The sequence below is a fragment of the Clostridium sp. Cult3 genome, assembly GCF_021655115.1.
Taxonomy (GTDB): Bacteria; Bacillota; Clostridia; order Tissierellales; family Tepidimicrobiaceae; genus PPXY01.
This window is the reverse complement of sequence record NZ_PPXY01000011.1, coordinates 24,928-41,284: the sequence shown is the minus strand read 5'-3', so window position 1 is coordinate 41,284 and position 16,357 is coordinate 24,928. Positions and strand designations below refer to the sequence as shown.

Here is a 16,357-nt window from a genome sequence, read left to right as displayed (position 1 = left end):
TCTCTTTCTTAGATATTAATATATCTATATACATAAGACGGTCTACCTAAAGAACCATATTCTGCTTCTTGTTTTACCAAGCCTATTTTTTGTAAATAGTTCATATATCTTCGTACTGTTGCTTTGGTAACTCCTATTCCTTTTGCTATTTCATCACCACTCATAGTTTCAGATTGGTTGGATTTCATAAAGGATATAACTCTATCTAAAGTTAGTTTATTCAATCCTTTCGGTAAACTAACCTCAAAAGTAGATGCACCAGTCATCATAGCATCAATATCTTCTTGGTCAACAGAATCTTTGTTTTTTAATATATTTGCCCTCATAGTATAGTTTTCAAGGGATTTTTTCAACCTTTCATATTCAAAAGGCTTTATTAGATAATCTACTACCCCTAATTGCATAGCATCATGAATTTTATCGACTTCCTTAGCAGCTGTCACCATAATAACATCCGAATCTACTTGATTTTTACGCATTTTTTTCAGAAAGTCTATGCCATCTAGTTTTGGCATATAAATATCCAGTATTATCAAATCAACAGTTTTTTTGTCAAGATATTCTAATGCTTTGTTTCCATCACCAAAAATGTTGACCACTTTAAATCCTTCTACACTTTCAATATAATTCTTGTTAATCTGTGCAACCATAGGGTCATCTTCAATTATTAACACCCTAGTCATGTTTATCCTCCTTTGGTATCCATGCTACTATCTTTGTACCTTGTCCAAGTATAGATTCTACATCTATTCTACCACTGTAGTTTTCCACCCTCTCCTTGACCAGTGAAAGTCCTATGCCTCTACCACTAGATTTTGTACTGTAACCATATTCAAATATCCTATGGAGATCTTCTTCGGATATTCCTTTGCCTGTATCCTCTACTTCTATTTTTATACTCTCCCTATTTTCATTTAGTCGCAGTAATATCCTTTTATTATCCTTTTCATCTTCAATAATGGATTCTAAAGCATTTTCTATAAAATTGCCCAAAATAGTAGTCAATACATTGCTATGTATTTTGCCATGATTTTTTTCTATATTGGATTCCTCATCTAAAATTAACTCTATACCTAATTCCTCCCCCCGACTATATTTTCCTATTATCAACGCTGAAACTACTGGATCTTTAATCTTATCCATAACCAAGCTGGTTATGTTTTGTTGTTGTTCTCTTATATCTACTATCTGTTTTTTAGCTTGATCTAATTTTCCCGTTTGAATTAATCCTAATATTACATGTAATTTGTTCATAAATTCATGGGTATTTGCTCTTAAGGCATCCACTATTTGGTTTACTCCAGTAATCTCCTCAGCTAATCTGGTTACTTCCGTTCTATCCCTAAAGGTACTTATGACTCCAATAGTATTTCCTTCATAGACGATAGGTATGGTGTTGATTACCACATTGATACCATTTAATATCCTTTCCTTTTCAATCTCTGTTTCTCCTGTAGCAAGAACCCTTTCTAAGCTATTGTTTGGAAATACTTTTCCTATTTCCATGCCCACGACATTTCCATCGTCAACTCCCAATATCTTTAAAGCAGAATCATTTATGGTAGTAATTCTTGAATTATGATCTATGGCAATAATGCCTTCTTGAATTGCCTCTAACATGGCATTTTTTTCATTATATAATCTAGTTATTTCATAAGGTTCTAATCCCAACAAGCTCTCTTTAATATCTGTTGCCAGTAGTATTGCTCCTATAACTCCTAAAGATAATCCACCGATGGCATAGAATACCATATTCTTTGCTGCAATATATTGATCATCTATTATACCATCAGTTAAAGTTCCTACCATTACAAAACCCACTTGTTCCTCATTACTGTCATGGATAGGTACAAAAGCTCTAAGGGAATGTCCAAGAGTTCCTGTAGCTTCTGATATATATTTATGGCCTGTCTCAATAACCCTTTTTTCATCTCCGCCAACAAAATATTGTCCTAATCGAGCTTTGTTAGGATGAGCATATCTTAAACCATACATATCTGCTACCACTATCATGTTTATATCTTTTAAAGAATCCAATACCTTATCAGTATAGTTTTGAATTATTCCTTCTGGATCTCCTTCTCTAAGAATGTCACCAATAAATGGTGCATTAGCCACATTGATCGCTGTATTCATATTGTTGTTCTCCACTTTTAACTTCACATTATTTGTAGCCCATCTTGTAACAAAAAACAAAGTAATAGTTACGGACGATAGCAAGATTATTATGGTATATAATATTATTTTCCTCTTCAGGCTAATTCTTGTTTCATTCATATATATCACCACGATACAAATTTTAATTAAATTCTCTATCCAATAGATAAAACATTATAGTAGCAGCTAAAAGGTCTGCACTTCCTCCTGGACTAATGGTTTTTTCGATAAATAATCTGTCCATCTTCTCTATGGCATTTTTTCCTTTTGTAGTAGTAATACCCCCTAAATTCAAAGCTTTTTTTGCTGAATTTTGCATAAGTTCTAAGGCTTCCATGCCGCCTCTCCACACCACATTGGTATCTTCTGCATAGATCATTATTTGTAGTAGAGTGTTGACAAAAGCATTGTTTAAGCTTAAGCCTCTATCTAAGCTACTATAAAGTTTAGGTAAACCATATTTCCTAACTGTAGGAAAGCCATTCTCCACCTCCCCCCTTATTCCAGTTATCCCATATTTTAAATATATTATTTCTCCTGCTGTCAATTTATCCGGTTTCTTAGTTTTGTCTAAATAGACAAGTTCCCTATCCACAATACCTTGAACCATATTAGATGAAAGACGACAAAGTTCTCCTATACATATCTTGTTATCGCTAGATATCTGTCTGGCTGCATTAGCACATATAATACCTAAAATAAATATCAATCCCTTTTGTGTATTAACTCCCTTTGTTGCACTAAACATTACTCTCTCCGCTTTGATACCAATATCCCTTAAATATTTAAACAGTTCATCTGGATTATTTCTTCCATATCTATAGCCTAATCGACTACACTTATACATATAAGGATAAAGGGAAATGGAGCTGTCTATAAAAGTAAATACATCCATATCCTTATGAGAACCAGTATTGTAACTATCTACAAGTCCAGGTTTAGGTGCTGTAACTACTTCATATAGCATTGATTTCAAAGCTAATTCAGCTATTTTTTTCGAAATTATCTGCTCCATTGGGGTTCTCCTCCATTAACTTGTACTTGGATACTAGCTCATCTATAACAATTAGAAGGTCTTTCAAAGTATGAGTGTTTGACAATATGCATTTCCTAGCGGGATTATCACATATTAAACATCTTCTTTCATCTAAACCCAAATCCCTTCTGCTCACCATTTTTTTATCCTTTCCTTTTACATCTATATCTGCAACTCTACCTAAAAAGTGGTTTTCTTCAAAATCAATGGCTATTTTTTTCAGATCATTAATGCTGGAATTAACTATGATAAAGACTTCTGGACCGTCTTTATCAACTCTAGCCTCAAAATAAAGGATAGATAATTTCCTAGAGTATAACCAATCTACAAAATCCTTTGTTATGGCATTGTGGCAGTATAAATAATCTTCATTATACTTATGCTCTCCAGGGATGTTTAGGGTGATTATTATTACAGGTAGTTTATATGTTTCTACTAAAGTATTAGTATACAACCATCTGTTTTCTCTAGCTGTTAAAATTTCCATCATCATTATTCTCAACTACACAATATTATAGATAGAATCTATTATATTGCCATCCCTATATTCCACTAGGCCTACTACCTTGTCTCCAGTTTTAATTTTGTTAGGTTTCCCAGTCATAGATTCCGCTTTTTTCTTTAAGTCCTGAATATCTACTATAGGTAAACCTGCCTCCATAAGTCTTTCCCTTAAATCTTTATTTCTGGGGTTTACTGCTATACCCCTTTCCGTTACTATTACATCAATGTCATTTCCAGGAGTAGTAGTGGTAAGAACTTCATCTACTATTATAGGTAGCCTTGCCCTAATTAAAGGTGTTACAATTATGGAAAGCTTAGATCCTGCTGCTGTATCATTGTGCCCTCCTGATCCTCCAATAATGAAGCCATTAGAATTGGTATGGACATTAACATTAAAGGATGTGTCTATTTCAGTAGCTCCTAATATAACTATATCTAGATTGTCAACAGCACAGCCTTTTGAGTTTGGATTTGCATAAAATGAAGCGGAAACTTCTAGGTGATCTGGATTAGATTTTATAGATCTTACCGCATCTAAATCAAAACATTGTACATCTATTAGTTTTTTAAACAAACCTTCCTCTAGAAAGTCTACAAAATATTTGGTTATACCTCCCATACCAAAACTACCTACGATATTTTTTTCAATCATAATTTGCTTTAAGTAATAGGCTGCAGCAAGGGAAGATCCACCTGCTCCCGTTTGAAAAGAGAAGCCATCCTTCAAAAGCCCAGAATGCTCTATTACTCTGGCAGCATATTTAGCAATGGTAAGTCCAATAGGATCCCTAGTTATCTGAGTAGTACCTGATACTATTCCACTAGCTTCACCTATGGCATCTACCTCTACCACATAATCTACTTGAGTCTGATCTATTGATATTGGCGATATAGGATAATCCATTAAATTATCTGTAATGGCTACAACCTTTTTTCCATGGCGTGCATCAGGGAAGGCATACCCTAAAGAACCACAGGCCGACGGTCCATCTACTCCATTGATATTTCCGTAATAATCTGCTGTTGGAGCTGCTATAAAGGCTACATCTATTTCCAGCTCCCCTGATTCAATAGCCCTAGGTCTTCCACCGTGACTTCTAAAAGTTACTGGTTCATCCATTATTCCTTCAGAAATTGCCTCTCCAACTACCCCACTCATATAGTTCGTATCAATTGATGTAACTACGCCCTCTTGTATATGCTTTATGAGTGGTTCATGTATTGGGAAAATGGAACTTGCTGCCAGTTTGATGTCTTTGTAACCCATTTCAGCAATAGTAGCCATAACCATATTTAATACATAGTCTCCATTTCTTAGATGATGATGGAATGAAATAGTATCTCCATCTTTAAGATTACATAGTTTGATTGCTTCCTTAATGGAACCAACTAATTTTTTCATATTTTCATGCCTCCCCCTATGCTTTCCCACATGTTAATAATCTGTTTTGCCCTATTGACTATAGGAGCATCTACCATTTTTCCATCAAGGGCTATTACACCTTTACCTTCTTTTTCCGCTCTCTCTATTGCATTTACAACTCTTCTTGCATACTGATATTCTTCGATACTAGGTGTAAATACATGGTTAACAGTATCTATATGTCTTGGGGATATGACGGATTTGCCTGTGAAGCCTAAATCCTTAGCAAATTCAGCGTCGTTCCGCAATCCTTCGTCATCATTAACATCTGTAAAAGGTGTATCTATAATGTCAACTCCAGCGGCTCTACCAGCTACTACAAGTCTAGATCTACTGTAGAATATTTCCAGCCCCTCTTTGGTTCGTTTAGCACCTAAATCAGCAGTTAAATCTTCAGCTCCTAAAAATAGGGCGGTTATTCTACTGCTAGCTTTAGCTATTTCAAAGGCGTTTTCTACCCCCAATGCAGTTTCTATTAGAGGTATTATAGTCACCTTACTTACATCTATACTTAGCCTTTCCCCGACTTCTCCCAAATAGGATTCAACTATATGTATATCTTCTTTGTTTTCTACTTTTGGTATTAGGAAACCGTCAATATCTGCTAGCAATATTTCATCTAAGTCCTTCTTCCAATATTCTGTATTTATAGCATTGATTCTCACTATCTTCTCTATATTGCCAAAGTCACTCTGAGATAGAACATTTCTCACCAATATCCTAGCCGAATCCTTCTCTCCTGGTGAAACAGCATCCTCTAGATCATAGATAATGCTATCTGAACCAAAAACATCTCCATTTATTATCATAGAGGGACTGTTTCCTGGTATAAATAGCATAGTTCTTCTTATCCTAGTCATATTAATCAGCACCTCCCCTAAGTACTGCCGTCTCTATTCTAGCTTCCAACACACAATCTAAGGCTCCTCTATCCTGTATCTTCAATGAGACACTATCCACTCCCAATCCTTCCAAAGTCCTATAGGCAACTTCCTCAATCCTATCAAAAAATTGTTTACCTACTATGCTATCAATTTCCAACTTTATTCCCCCTTCTATAGGCCTAATAGTTACTAAGGCATCGTTGGACTCTAGTGAGCCTGCTATAGCTATTTTGTTAATTTTCATATCTATCACCTCTCTATTTTTCTATACTTTGAATCTTTTTCATGATATCTTTTCCCTTGGAAGACATTATAAAATTATAGGTTGATTGAGGTACTATGTTTTTAATGCCCTCAATATCACCTGTTCTCATAGCCTCTCTAACCCTAGAAGCACTAACCCAACTTCCTTCTATTTCCAGCCTTGGTATCTCAACCACTTCTATGCCCCTTCCTGGAAGAAGTTTCTTCATAGTCTGATTATAAATAGAAGTCACTGGGCAATAGGGCTCTTCCCCTACATATCGCTTTTTAACCTTTAAAGATGGCCCAATATATCTTGAAAATAAATCTAAATCTAACGACGTCTGAGCTATGGCTAAATCTAGCTCCTTAGTAAAATAGGAAGGAAAAGTAGCAGCCGATATAATATAATTCCCACCTGCTATAACTTCTATATTTTCTATATCCTTTACTCCTTCCTTAGTAAGCTCAAACCTTATATCAAAGGGAAATATGGACTTGTCTTCTTCTACTACCAAAACGTACAAGAAGGGACTATGGGTTACAGCCTTTTCAATTAGATATCTATGACCTAGGGTAAATGGATTTCCATTAATAACAATGCAAGAAGCATTGGAAGGCTTGTCCATAGAAATTTGTTTAAGATTAGAAACATAATCGTCTATATGACCACCCCATTCTAACAACACTGCATGAGGCAAAGCTTCAGCTATCTTTTTAAATCCCAATTCTAAGAACATGAATTGAGAATTGGGATTTGTATAGATAAAAATATTATATATTTCGTTTTCTATGGCCTTTTTAATTAAATTGGTGATTATTAAGGATGCTATGCCTTTTCCTTGATATTCTGGAGAAATGCCTACTCCTTTAATAATATTCTTACCTAAAGAGCCTGTCCCAATTAGAGCATCATCATGATAGATTCCAATAGTATAATCTAAATTTTCTGGCATCCTTAGGTTTAAATCTTTTAGAAAGGTTTTAACTTCCATATAATCCTTATTTTCATCTAAATACAACTCTCTTTCAGTATACATTTTATCACTCCAAGGTTTTAGCTTTCCAATTTAAGTTCATTATAATGAAAATTCAAATCTTTGTATTATGATTTGCTATACTTTTCCCTAAACAATTCTTTTATTCCACCTTTTTCGATTATATTTAAAATATATGGTGAAATCTTTTCCCCTTGCAATATTTCATCAGTACTTTGGTTGATTATAGTTCCTTCGTGAATATGAATTTCTAATACATTTCCATCTTCCACCTTCCTACTTATATCCTTGCATACCATTAAAGGTAAAGCTAAATTAGTAGCATTTCTATAAAATATCCTAGCAAAAGATTCAGCCACTATCATTGATACTCCACAGGAAATAAGGGCAATGGCTGCATGTTCTCTACTAGATCCACACCCAAAATTTTTTCCTGCGATTACTATATCCCCTTTTTCAACTTCATTAGCAAACTCCCTGTCTACGCCTTCCATACAATGTAATTTTATATCTTCAGGTTTTACAAGTTCTAAATATCTACCTGGATAAATTTGATCAGTATCAATATTATCTCCGAATACAAATGCTTTCCCAATTATAATATCCTTCATCTATATCCCTCCCTTATATTGTATGTGCTGTAATATATCCATTCAGGGCAGAAGCAGCTACTGTCATAGAAGAGCTAATATAGATAGAAGCCTTAGTACTTCCCATCCTCCCTGGGAAGTTTCTATTAGTAGATGTAATACATACTTCATCATCTGCTAGTAATCCCCCATGAGTTCCTAAACAGGGACCACATCCGGGGGCTGTGAAAGTAGCTCCTGCTTCAATTAACTCTTGCACATAGCCTTTTTCTATAGATTCCTTTAGTACCTCATCTGAGGCAGGAATTATTATTAGTCTTACATCAGAATGAACTTTTCTGCCCTTAAGAACTTCATAAGCAGCTTTTATATCATCTACACGTCCACCAGTACAAGAACCTATAAAAGCTTGGTCAATTTTAATACCTTCAGTCTTTTTTACAGGGATAACATTGTCTACACTATGAGGAGCTGCCAATTGAGGCTCTAGGCCCCCTACGTCAAAGATATAATGCTCATGGTAATCATAGTTTTCATCGGTTTCAAATATTGTATATTCTTTGTTAGCCCTACTATTTACATAGTCAATCACCGCTTGATTTGGCTTCATATAAGCAGTTTTTGCCCCCATTTCTACGGACATGTTACAAATTACCATTCTTTCAGGTACACCTAGATTCTCTATATAATCACCACAATATTCTATGGCTTTATATACAGCTCCATCGGTCTTTAACTTTCCTAAAATATATAGAATAACATCTTTAGCATATACATTTTCTCTTGGCTTTCCTCTTATCTCCACTTTTATTATTTCAGGTACTCTAAACCATAATTTGCCGCTAATCAATATAGTAGCCATATCCGTGGCTCCTACTCCAGTTCCAAAAGCGCCAAAGGCCCCATGAGTTGTCGTATGGGAATCAGTTGCTACTATAATCATTCCTGGATATATTAGTCCTGCTTCGGGCATTACCTGGTGACAAACACCCTTATTAATATCAAAATGATAGGTAAGCCCCTGTTCTTTGGCAAAATCTCTCATTTCCTTATGTATCTGCGCTGTATTTATAGTAGGTGCAGGAGCATAGTGGTCAAAAACAAAAGCTATCTTGTCCTTATCGAACACTTTATCTCCTCCCATCTCATAAAAAGAATATACAGTCTGTAAATATAGATCATTTATTTCGGCAAAATCTATATCGCAGTTTATAATATCTCCAGGCTTAACGCTGTCCAGTTTTGCGGCCCTAGTTAAAATCTTTTCTAACGCATGCATAAAATTCCTCCTTTATGTTATGTTTCAAAATATTCTGACATAAATGAGTGTATATATTTAGTCGATATGTTTTCTATTTCTTGATAGAATAATAGATTTAGCACTTAATAGAGACGAGAATTAATTACTATAAAGATGTACAAATATTCTTCTAGAAATTTTATATATTGAAGTAATGTTACGTGGATAATTGATAGGTTTAATTTATTTTATTATATACAAACTTTCCCCCACATGCAAGCAATTCACCAAATGTCTAATGTCTTTCTCATCCTAATCTTGGCATTAAAATCATATAAAGAGGAATAAATACCAAACTTACTAATGTAGTTATTGTTACTGCTGTAGCTACATACTGAGAATCTGCATTATATGTTTCACTTACAGTAACGGTTTGGATCATTACTGGCATGGCTGTTTGTACAGTAAATACTTGAGTGGCTATTTCTTCTAATCCAGCTCCTCTAGAAACAAAAAAAGTTAACATAGGAGCCAATACAAATCTCATAAGCATTATAAAAAGGATTGAAATATCTATGTTAATATTTTTTAAACCAATCTCATACATAATTCCACCAATAAATATTAAGGATAAGGGTGTGCTCATATTTCCTAAATATTTAGCAGTATTTAATATTAAATTTGGTGGCTTAAAGTCTAGAAGTACTAGTGCTAAACATACCAACACCGTAATTAATGGTACGGAAAATATATTTTTAATAAATTCTTTAAAATTGAAAACTTTCCCTTGTCCATCTTCTTTTATCTTAGGGCTACATAATCCCCAAAACACGATGGTATTTGCTATATAATAAAACATTACATAAGGAATGCTCTTTTCTCCAAATAATCCCATAGATACAGGTAGCCCCATAAATATACTGTTAGACACAGTACACATGGCTATGAAGCTACCTCTTCTTGATCTTTCAATATTTAATATACTGCTTAAAAAAATACCCAATCCGAAGGAAATCAACATTGTTGTTAAAGGTATCAAAAGTAATTTACCCGATGATAACATCATGGCTCTAGGAAAAGAATTAAAAAAATTATTTATAGTCACTGCAGGAATAGAAATGTTTACAACCAATTTAGTCATTAAAGATTTATGTTCTTTTGTATACCAGCCCTTCCAAGAGATAAAAAATCCTACTAACATCAATAATAAAATTACCAATACGGTCTCAATTGCATTAAATATCACACAAACACCTCCAACTTCTATTATGATACACTTTTATTATCCGAGGATTCCATAACTTATAGTTGATACTATTATTCCAGCCGTTAACACTCCTGATAAGATTACAAACAAAGCCTTTTTGTAATCTAACTTTAGCAAAGACGCAGCTATACAGCCTGTCCATGCTCCAGTAGTAGGTATAGGGATGGCTACCAATATAAATAGGCCTAGTAGACTATATTTTTTAATGGTGTTTCTAGTCCTTTTCATGGTTCTTCTCTTAACCCAGCCGATGAATTTAGAAAACAGGGCAGTCCTTTCCAGATAATTCATCAATGGGTTTAATATCTTAAGCAATATAGGTACTATCATCATATTACCTAATATACTGATTATAGTACTATGTATAGGGCTTAATCCTAAAGATATACCTAAAGGAATAGCTCCTCTAAGTTCAGATAAAGGCATTGCAGCTACAATTATAACTAGTATTTCTCTTTTTACTTCCTCCAATAGTTCCCACATAAGCATATCTCCTTTTTTTGCTCCCTTAGATTATATTATATTCTATTCCTTATGTCCAAAGTCCTCTATTGATTTATAAAAATTATTTTCGGATTAGATGGAAATAAGTTAGTAAGTTAGTGCCGGGGGTAGATATTTACCGGGGGTAGATATTTACCAGGGATGGATATTTACCGGGGGTGGATATTTGGGGGGGAGGTGTTTAGGGAGCTGTCCCTGTTGTCCTATATAAAATTCATAGATAAATTACGATTTAGTTATATTTTTAATGATAATCGTCATTTTTGATTCTTTTTAACTGTTTTTGCCCCATTTTCATATCTTGCATTTATAGTGAATTTCCCCTATACTATAATAGTCAGCGGTTGCGGGGTGTAGCGCAGTTTGGTAGCGCACGTGGTTTGGGACCATGGGGCCGGGGGTTCAAATCCCTCCACCCCGACCATATTAAAAAAAGAAGGATTGAGAATCTCAATCCTTCTTTTTTTATATTATATCATTTGTCAATGTATTGTAATACTATTGTAACCATATTGATATATTCAAATTATATAATCATATTGTAAACCTATATAAAATGGGTTTTCTTGTAGAAAGGTGGATATTGTGAAAAAGATATTAGGTCTTACTAGACGATGTACTCAGGATTTTCATATGATTGAAGATGGAGATAGGATAGGGGTTGGAGTTTCTGGCGGAAAGGACAGCCTAGTTCTTTTGTACGCCTTGAAATTATATCAAAATTTTAGTCCAGAAAATTTTGAACTAGAGGCCTTTACCATAGATTTAGGCTTCGATGGATTTGATGTAGATACTATCAAAAACTATTGCAATACTATAGAAGTACCCCTTAACGTAAAAAAAACCAATATAAAAAATATAGTATTCGATATTCGCCAAGAGAAAAATCCCTGTTCTCTATGTGCCAATATGAGAAGGGGAGCTCTTCATAACGCTTTGAAGGACAAGGGTTTTAACAAACTAGCCTTAGGTCATCATGCCGATGATGCTATAGAAACCCTGTTTTTAAGTATGTTCTATGAGGGAAGATTTAAAACCCTACCTCCCAAATCCTATTTAACTCGAAAAGAATTATATGTTATAAGACCTTTTTTGTACGTAGCTGAAAAAGATATTGAAGGAGCTGTGGACAAATTTCAGATCCCTGTAGTAAAAAGTCCTTGTTATGTAGATAAGAAGACTAAAAGGGAAGAGATTCATAATTTACTACAGGATATCTACAAGAAAATACCAGGAGCAAGGGATAAAATCCTTACAGCTATAAAGAACGAGGAAGAGATCAACTTGTGGTTTTAACTTTAGAAGAGGTGATGATTATGAACAAGTATTTTAAAAAGTATTTTGCTTATCTGTTAATTTTATGCACCATCGTTTCTTGGGCTACACCCTCCCTTGCTGCTAAGTCAGTCAGTATGCCCTATGTAATCCACGAAACCGTAGATTCCCAATACCTAGGATCAGGAATAAAGTATGAAAACGTAAAGAAATTCACATCTAAGGGTTGGTGGAATATCAATGTAGTTAGAGTGGATTTAACGGATGAATACGCAGAGGTCAAGGGCCTTATGAATAGCAAGGGATTATCTAATAGTACTACTGTAAGCAATATGGTCAATGACCAAAAAGCAGTAGCAGGTGTAAATGGGGACTTCTTTAATTTTAGACCTATACCCCATCCTATGGGAACTTTTATTGAGGACGGAGAAATCATATCTTCTCCTATTGAAAGAGCCTATGCCTTGCCTACTTTTTATTTAGATAATGATAACAAGGCAGATATTACATTTTTCGATAGAAGGATGAATATTGTTAATGTTAATTCAGGAATAAGCGTAGCTATAAGTCTAATCAACAAGGCAGCGGATATGAATATGGTCACCTTGTTAAATAAAAATTGGGGATACCAGTCTTTTGGAAATAAATTTAATAAAGACACCGTTGAATTAGTAGTCATAGATAATATTGTACAGGAGATAAGAATTGGACAGCCTCCTATCAATATCCCAGAAAACGGATACATAATCACCGTTAGTGGAGATAGAAAACAACCTTTGCTTGATAATTTCAATGTAGGGGATGAGGTCAAATTAAATATGGGCACTACCCCAAATCTAGAAAATATCAAATTTGCCATTGGTGGCGGTAGTATTATCCTAAAAAATGGAGTGCCTACCAATTCCAATATTAATATAAAAGGAGACCAACCTAGAACGGGATTAGGTATTTCAAAGGACGGCAAAGAACTTATCATAGCCACTATAGATGGTAGAAATACTTCCTATAAGGGAGTAAGTCAAGAGATATTTGCAGTCATCCTTAGAGACTTAGGAGCCTACAATGCAATCAATCTAGATGGTGGGGGTTCCACTACTATGGCAGTAAAACCTGTAGATGAACAGGTAGCCAAGGTTGTAAATAGACCTTCTGATGGCGGTCAACGTCGGGTAGTTAACGGTGTAGGAGTTTTTTCCAACGCACCTAAGGGAGAACTTAGCTATATAAAGGTTACTACCGATGATGCTAATATGTTCTTAAATACCTCTAGGAGATTTTCTATTAAAGGTTATGATCAATACCACAACCCAATAGAAGTAAATCAAGCTGGGGTTGAATACAGCTTTGAAGGAATAGAAGGGGAAATGGAAGGAAACCTACTAAAGGCTAAATCTAAAGGAAAAGCTACTATTACAGCTAATTATAATGGACTAACTGCTAGCATGGATGTAAAGGTATTAGACGAAGTAAAATCCTTCACTCCAGCCTTAGACAAGTTTAATATAAGTACCAACAGTCAAAAGAATATTGGAGCCCTATCTGGTATAGATAGGAATGGATTTAAAGCAAAACTATATCCAGAAGATGTTAACTGGACTGTAAACAAGGATATAGGATATGTGGAGAATGGAATATTCTATAGTGGTGAAAAGCTAGGTTCTGGTGCTATAACTGGACGCATCGGTCAAGGGGTCAACAATATTTTAGTATCCATTGGCAGCACCGGAGTACTGACAGAAGGCTTTGAAGATACAAATAGTATTAAATTTAACTCCTATCCTGAATATGTAAAGGGTAGTGTAGACATAAGTCCTGATGCTAAACAAGGAAATAACAGCGTTGTACTAAGATATGATTTCTCCCAAGGAGATGCAACTAGAGCAGCTTATTTAGACTTTATGCCAGCAGGTAAAAAGGGATTGACCTTTAACGAAGCTCCAATTAAATTAGGCCTTTGGGTTAAAGGTGATGGACAAGGTAGTTGGTTAAGAGGAACTATTAGGGATAAGGACGATAAGGAATATACCATAGATTTTGTAAAGTCCATAAACTTTACAGATTGGCAATATGTAGAAGCAACTATTCCTAATATAGCTAATCCAATTACACTGGATAGAATATACGTAGTAGAAACAAATCCAGAGAAAAAACATTCTGGAGAAATACTAATAGATGGATTGACTGCCGTATATCCAGCAAAATACGATAGTACTGGATTACCAAAACCAACTAGTTTCACTGACGAAAAAAATATAAAAAGTGAGAAAACTCAGGAGGGTTTTTCCTTCATAGTGACTAAGGCTCAACCAGATATAGATAAGATAGCTGAATTTAATGCTAGCGGCCAGATTCAAAACAAAGCCAATGCCCACGATGTTAGTATATTTATGGGTGGATCTAATACAGAGTTTATTAAAAGCATACAATCTAAATTAGTATTAAATACAGGCATCAATTATATGAAGAGAGAATACCAAAATGTACTATTTATCGACGCCAATAGCTCTAAGGGCGGAATAAGACCTACAAACCCAGAACAATGGAAGTGGCTAAAAAGCGATTTAGCTAATTCCACAAAGGATCATATAGTATTAATACTAAATACGCCTATATTTGGTAATGGCGGATTTACGGACAAACTAGAGGCTGATCTATTACATGATGTATTAGTAGAAACAGGAGAAACTGGAAAGACCATATGGGTTATCCATGGCGGTAATAGTACTACAACCCAAGTAAAAGACGGTATTAGATATATTCAATACGACAATAGGGCTGTAAAAGATACTAATCAAATAAAAAGCATAAAAGCAATAGAATTCATAGTAAATGGTAAGGATATAACCTATCAGATAAACCCAATGTTTGGGAATTAAGAGATTGGAAAACCTGGATAAAAAACTATCCAGGTTTTTAGTTATATAGTATTATACCTAGGGCTAATATAGTTAATATGATGGCAAAAGCACTATAGACATATCTTTTTCTCATAAAAATCCTCCCTTCAGCTGTTAATATTATAAACAACTAAAGGGAGGATTATTCTTAATAACATCAATTATCAATTTTAGAAATCCAATTTCCATATACCCACCCGACATCCTTCTTTCCATCTATTTGAACCTTGTAAAAATAAAATCCTTTGTTTAACACTGGCTCTTCCATTATGGTCATAATTGCATCTTTTTTTACTCTGCCTATTTCTTTACCTCTAGGTTTATCGAATAACACTAAAAAATCCTTCCCGTCTATAGCTACCACATCCCCTGGGTCATACTTCAATATGTCTCCCTTATGATATGCCTTAGGAGTTGGGATATTTTTGCCTTTCTTAGGATACCCCTTCTTAGGTATATGCTCCCTACCAATAGGGGTTATCTTCTGACCATAGTCCTTCAATGCTACTTGAAATATCTTATCCTGATAGGTCTTGTTATAGTTTACATTAGGATTATTCCTATCCAATAATCCATTATAAGCCCATAGGGCAAAATACCAATGTTCCAAAATATTAGGGTCTGTATTACCTATTTGTGGCATCTTGTCATTTACCCATTTCCATTTAGCCAGTAGATGATCTGCTCCAGCCTCAATATTATATACGGGATCATTTTTTAGCTTAGCCAGATCATATCTACCATCTCTTCCGCTTATCTGCATTATGCCAATATGTCCACCTCTACTAACCTTTGGTCTGCCATCTCTATTATACTGCATTAAAGTGGATTCCACTTTACCGATGGATTTTAATATAACACTAGGTATCCCCCTTTTGGTGGCTATATCTTCTATAAGAGCTTCTACTTCTTTTCTGGATAAGTTTTTATCAGCACAGATTGTGGTATTGGCAAACCCAAATATCAAAGCACAGAAAATCAGAACAGAGGCCATCCTTCTTTTCATCTTTCTAACCTCCTACCAACTTACATACCCTTTTTTAAACTGTTGATACATCATATCCGCTATACCCAATCCAGCATCTTGTTTAGCAACCTCATTAGATATTTCTTCCACATACAAATCCTCAAATATCCTAGTACCAAGACCTTTCTCTACTAAGTCTCCTTCTGGAACTGTCTTTTTCATCTCCTTGAACATCATAGATAGAAATAGGGCTTCAAACTCCTTACAAGCTTCCATGAGAGTTTCATCATCCTGATCCTTGTTGATCTTATTATGTAATAGTTTTGGATCCTCCATCTCTCCTATTATGAAACTATTGTTTATTATTTCCAC

General features: G+C 34.7%; 16 protein-coding genes and 1 tRNA gene. 3 read left to right on the top strand and 14 right to left on the bottom strand.

Translation table 11 applies throughout. The features are described from left to right. Positions 1 to 8: 8 nt before the first annotated feature. From C3E88_RS02660 to C3E88_RS02605, 12 genes are all read right to left on the bottom strand, one after another. A complete protein-coding gene (locus tag C3E88_RS02660) occupies positions 9 to 683 on the bottom strand; it encodes a response regulator (protein WP_236908500.1) in 675 nt (224 codons plus the stop codon). Further along, positions 676 to 2,277, bottom strand: coding sequence for an ATP-binding protein (locus tag C3E88_RS02655; RefSeq protein WP_236908499.1), 1,602 nt, complete (start codon positions 2,275 to 2,277; stop codon positions 676 to 678). The genes C3E88_RS02660 and C3E88_RS02655 overlap by 8 nt, the downstream gene beginning before the upstream one ends. A gap of 22 nt (positions 2,278 to 2,299) precedes the next feature. Further along, a complete protein-coding gene (citG, locus tag C3E88_RS02650; RefSeq protein WP_236908498.1) occupies positions 2,300 to 3,172 on the bottom strand; it encodes a triphosphoribosyl-dephospho-CoA synthase CitG in 873 nt (290 codons plus the stop codon). After that, on the bottom strand, positions 3,141 to 3,686 hold the full coding sequence (gene citX, locus C3E88_RS02645) for a citrate lyase holo-[acyl-carrier protein] synthase (protein WP_236908497.1): 546 nt from the start codon (positions 3,684 to 3,686) through the stop codon (positions 3,141 to 3,143). Before citX ends, citG begins: the two co-directional genes overlap by 32 nt. A gap of 9 nt (positions 3,687 to 3,695) precedes the next feature. Beyond that, entirely contained in the window at positions 3,696 to 5,099 is a 1,404-nt protein-coding gene (gene citF / locus C3E88_RS02640; protein ID WP_236908496.1) for a citrate lyase subunit alpha, read from the bottom strand. Continuing rightward, the gene (locus tag C3E88_RS02635) at positions 5,096 to 5,980 is read right to left on the bottom strand and encodes an HpcH/HpaI aldolase/citrate lyase family protein (protein ID WP_272878378.1); all 885 of its coding nucleotides are present in this window, start codon (positions 5,978 to 5,980) and stop codon (positions 5,096 to 5,098) included. The genes citF and C3E88_RS02635 overlap by 4 nt, the downstream gene beginning before the upstream one ends. A gap of 1 nt (position 5,981) precedes the next feature. Further along, positions 5,982 to 6,248, bottom strand: a complete 267-nt coding sequence (gene citD, locus C3E88_RS02630) for a citrate lyase acyl carrier protein (RefSeq protein WP_236908495.1) — start codon at positions 6,246 to 6,248, stop codon at positions 5,982 to 5,984. A 13-nt stretch (positions 6,249 to 6,261) separates the two neighbouring features. Further along, positions 6,262 to 7,287 (bottom strand): [citrate (pro-3S)-lyase] ligase, encoded by a 1,026-nt coding sequence (gene citC, locus C3E88_RS02625; RefSeq protein WP_236908494.1) that lies wholly within the window; start codon positions 7,285 to 7,287, stop codon positions 6,262 to 6,264. 65 nt (positions 7,288 to 7,352) lie between these two features. Next, positions 7,353 to 7,856: a LeuD/DmdB family oxidoreductase small subunit gene (locus tag C3E88_RS02620; protein ID WP_236908493.1), complete on the bottom strand. Its 504-nt coding sequence runs from the start codon at positions 7,854 to 7,856 to the stop codon at positions 7,353 to 7,355. A 13-nt stretch (positions 7,857 to 7,869) separates the two neighbouring features. Then, a complete protein-coding gene (locus C3E88_RS02615; protein ID WP_236908492.1) occupies positions 7,870 to 9,114 on the bottom strand; it encodes a 3-isopropylmalate dehydratase large subunit in 1,245 nt (414 codons plus the stop codon). Between the two features lie 268 nt (positions 9,115 to 9,382). Beyond that, the gene (locus C3E88_RS02610) at positions 9,383 to 10,321 is read right to left on the bottom strand and encodes an AEC family transporter (protein ID WP_236908491.1); all 939 of its coding nucleotides are present in this window, start codon (positions 10,319 to 10,321) and stop codon (positions 9,383 to 9,385) included. A 36-nt stretch (positions 10,322 to 10,357) separates the two neighbouring features. Beyond that, positions 10,358 to 10,825 carry a COG2426 family protein gene (locus C3E88_RS02605; protein WP_236908490.1) on the bottom strand — a complete coding sequence of 156 codons (468 nt, stop codon included), beginning with the start codon at positions 10,823 to 10,825 and terminating at the stop codon, positions 10,358 to 10,360. A gap of 368 nt (positions 10,826 to 11,193) precedes the next feature. Here C3E88_RS02605 and C3E88_RS02600 point away from each other — a divergent pair. From C3E88_RS02600 to C3E88_RS02590, 3 genes are all read left to right on the top strand, one after another. Continuing rightward, positions 11,194 to 11,270, top strand: a tRNA-Pro gene (locus C3E88_RS02600). 161 nt (positions 11,271 to 11,431) lie between these two features. After that, positions 11,432 to 12,142 carry a tRNA lysidine(34) synthetase gene (locus C3E88_RS02595; RefSeq protein ID WP_236908489.1) on the top strand — a complete coding sequence of 237 codons (711 nt, stop codon included), beginning with the start codon at positions 11,432 to 11,434 and terminating at the stop codon, positions 12,140 to 12,142. A 20-nt stretch (positions 12,143 to 12,162) separates the two neighbouring features. After that, entirely contained in the window at positions 12,163 to 14,997 is a 2,835-nt protein-coding gene (locus C3E88_RS02590; RefSeq protein ID WP_236908488.1) for a phosphodiester glycosidase family protein, read from the top strand. A 178-nt stretch (positions 14,998 to 15,175) separates the two neighbouring features. Here C3E88_RS02590 and C3E88_RS02585 read toward each other — a convergent pair whose 3' ends face one another. Next, positions 15,176 to 16,024, bottom strand: coding sequence for a transglycosylase SLT domain-containing protein (locus C3E88_RS02585; protein ID WP_236908487.1), 849 nt, complete (start codon positions 16,022 to 16,024; stop codon positions 15,176 to 15,178). A 12-nt stretch (positions 16,025 to 16,036) separates the two neighbouring features. Beyond that, a complete protein-coding gene (locus C3E88_RS12405; protein WP_236908486.1) occupies positions 16,037 to 16,357 on the bottom strand; it encodes a rod-binding protein in 321 nt (106 codons plus the stop codon).

Excerpts from the sequence above, each read along its gene's own strand:
- C3E88_RS02660 (WP_236908500.1), bottom strand. The coding sequence starts at position 683 with ATGACTAGGGTGTTAATAATTGAAGATGACCCTATGGTTGCACAGATT.
- C3E88_RS02655 (WP_236908499.1), bottom strand. The coding sequence starts at position 2,277 with ATGAATGAAACAAGAATTAGCCTGAAGAGGAAAATAATATTATATACC.
- citG (WP_236908498.1), bottom strand. The coding sequence starts at position 3,172 with ATGGAGCAGATAATTTCGAAAAAAATAGCTGAATTAGCTTTGAAATCA.
- citX (WP_236908497.1), bottom strand. The coding sequence starts at position 3,686 with ATGATGATGGAAATTTTAACAGCTAGAGAAAACAGATGGTTGTATACT.
- citF (WP_236908496.1), bottom strand. The coding sequence starts at position 5,099 with ATGAAAAAATTAGTTGGTTCCATTAAGGAAGCAATCAAACTATGTAAT.
- C3E88_RS02635 (WP_272878378.1), bottom strand. The coding sequence starts at position 5,980 with ATGACTAGGATAAGAAGAACTATGCTATTTATACCAGGAAACAGTCCC.
- citD (WP_236908495.1), bottom strand. The coding sequence starts at position 6,248 with ATGAAAATTAACAAAATAGCTATAGCAGGCTCACTAGAGTCCAACGAT.
- citC (WP_236908494.1), bottom strand. The coding sequence starts at position 7,287 with ATGTATACTGAAAGAGAGTTGTATTTAGATGAAAATAAGGATTATATG.
- C3E88_RS02620 (WP_236908493.1), bottom strand. The coding sequence starts at position 7,856 with ATGAAGGATATTATAATTGGGAAAGCATTTGTATTCGGAGATAATATT.
- C3E88_RS02615 (WP_236908492.1), bottom strand. The coding sequence starts at position 9,114 with ATGCATGCGTTAGAAAAGATTTTAACTAGGGCCGCAAAACTGGACAGC.
- C3E88_RS02605 (WP_236908490.1), bottom strand. The coding sequence starts at position 10,825 with ATGTGGGAACTATTGGAGGAAGTAAAAAGAGAAATACTAGTTATAATT.
- C3E88_RS02590 (WP_236908488.1), top strand. The coding sequence starts at position 12,163 with ATGAACAAGTATTTTAAAAAGTATTTTGCTTATCTGTTAATTTTATGC.
- C3E88_RS02585 (WP_236908487.1), bottom strand. The coding sequence starts at position 16,024 with ATGAAAAGAAGGATGGCCTCTGTTCTGATTTTCTGTGCTTTGATATTT.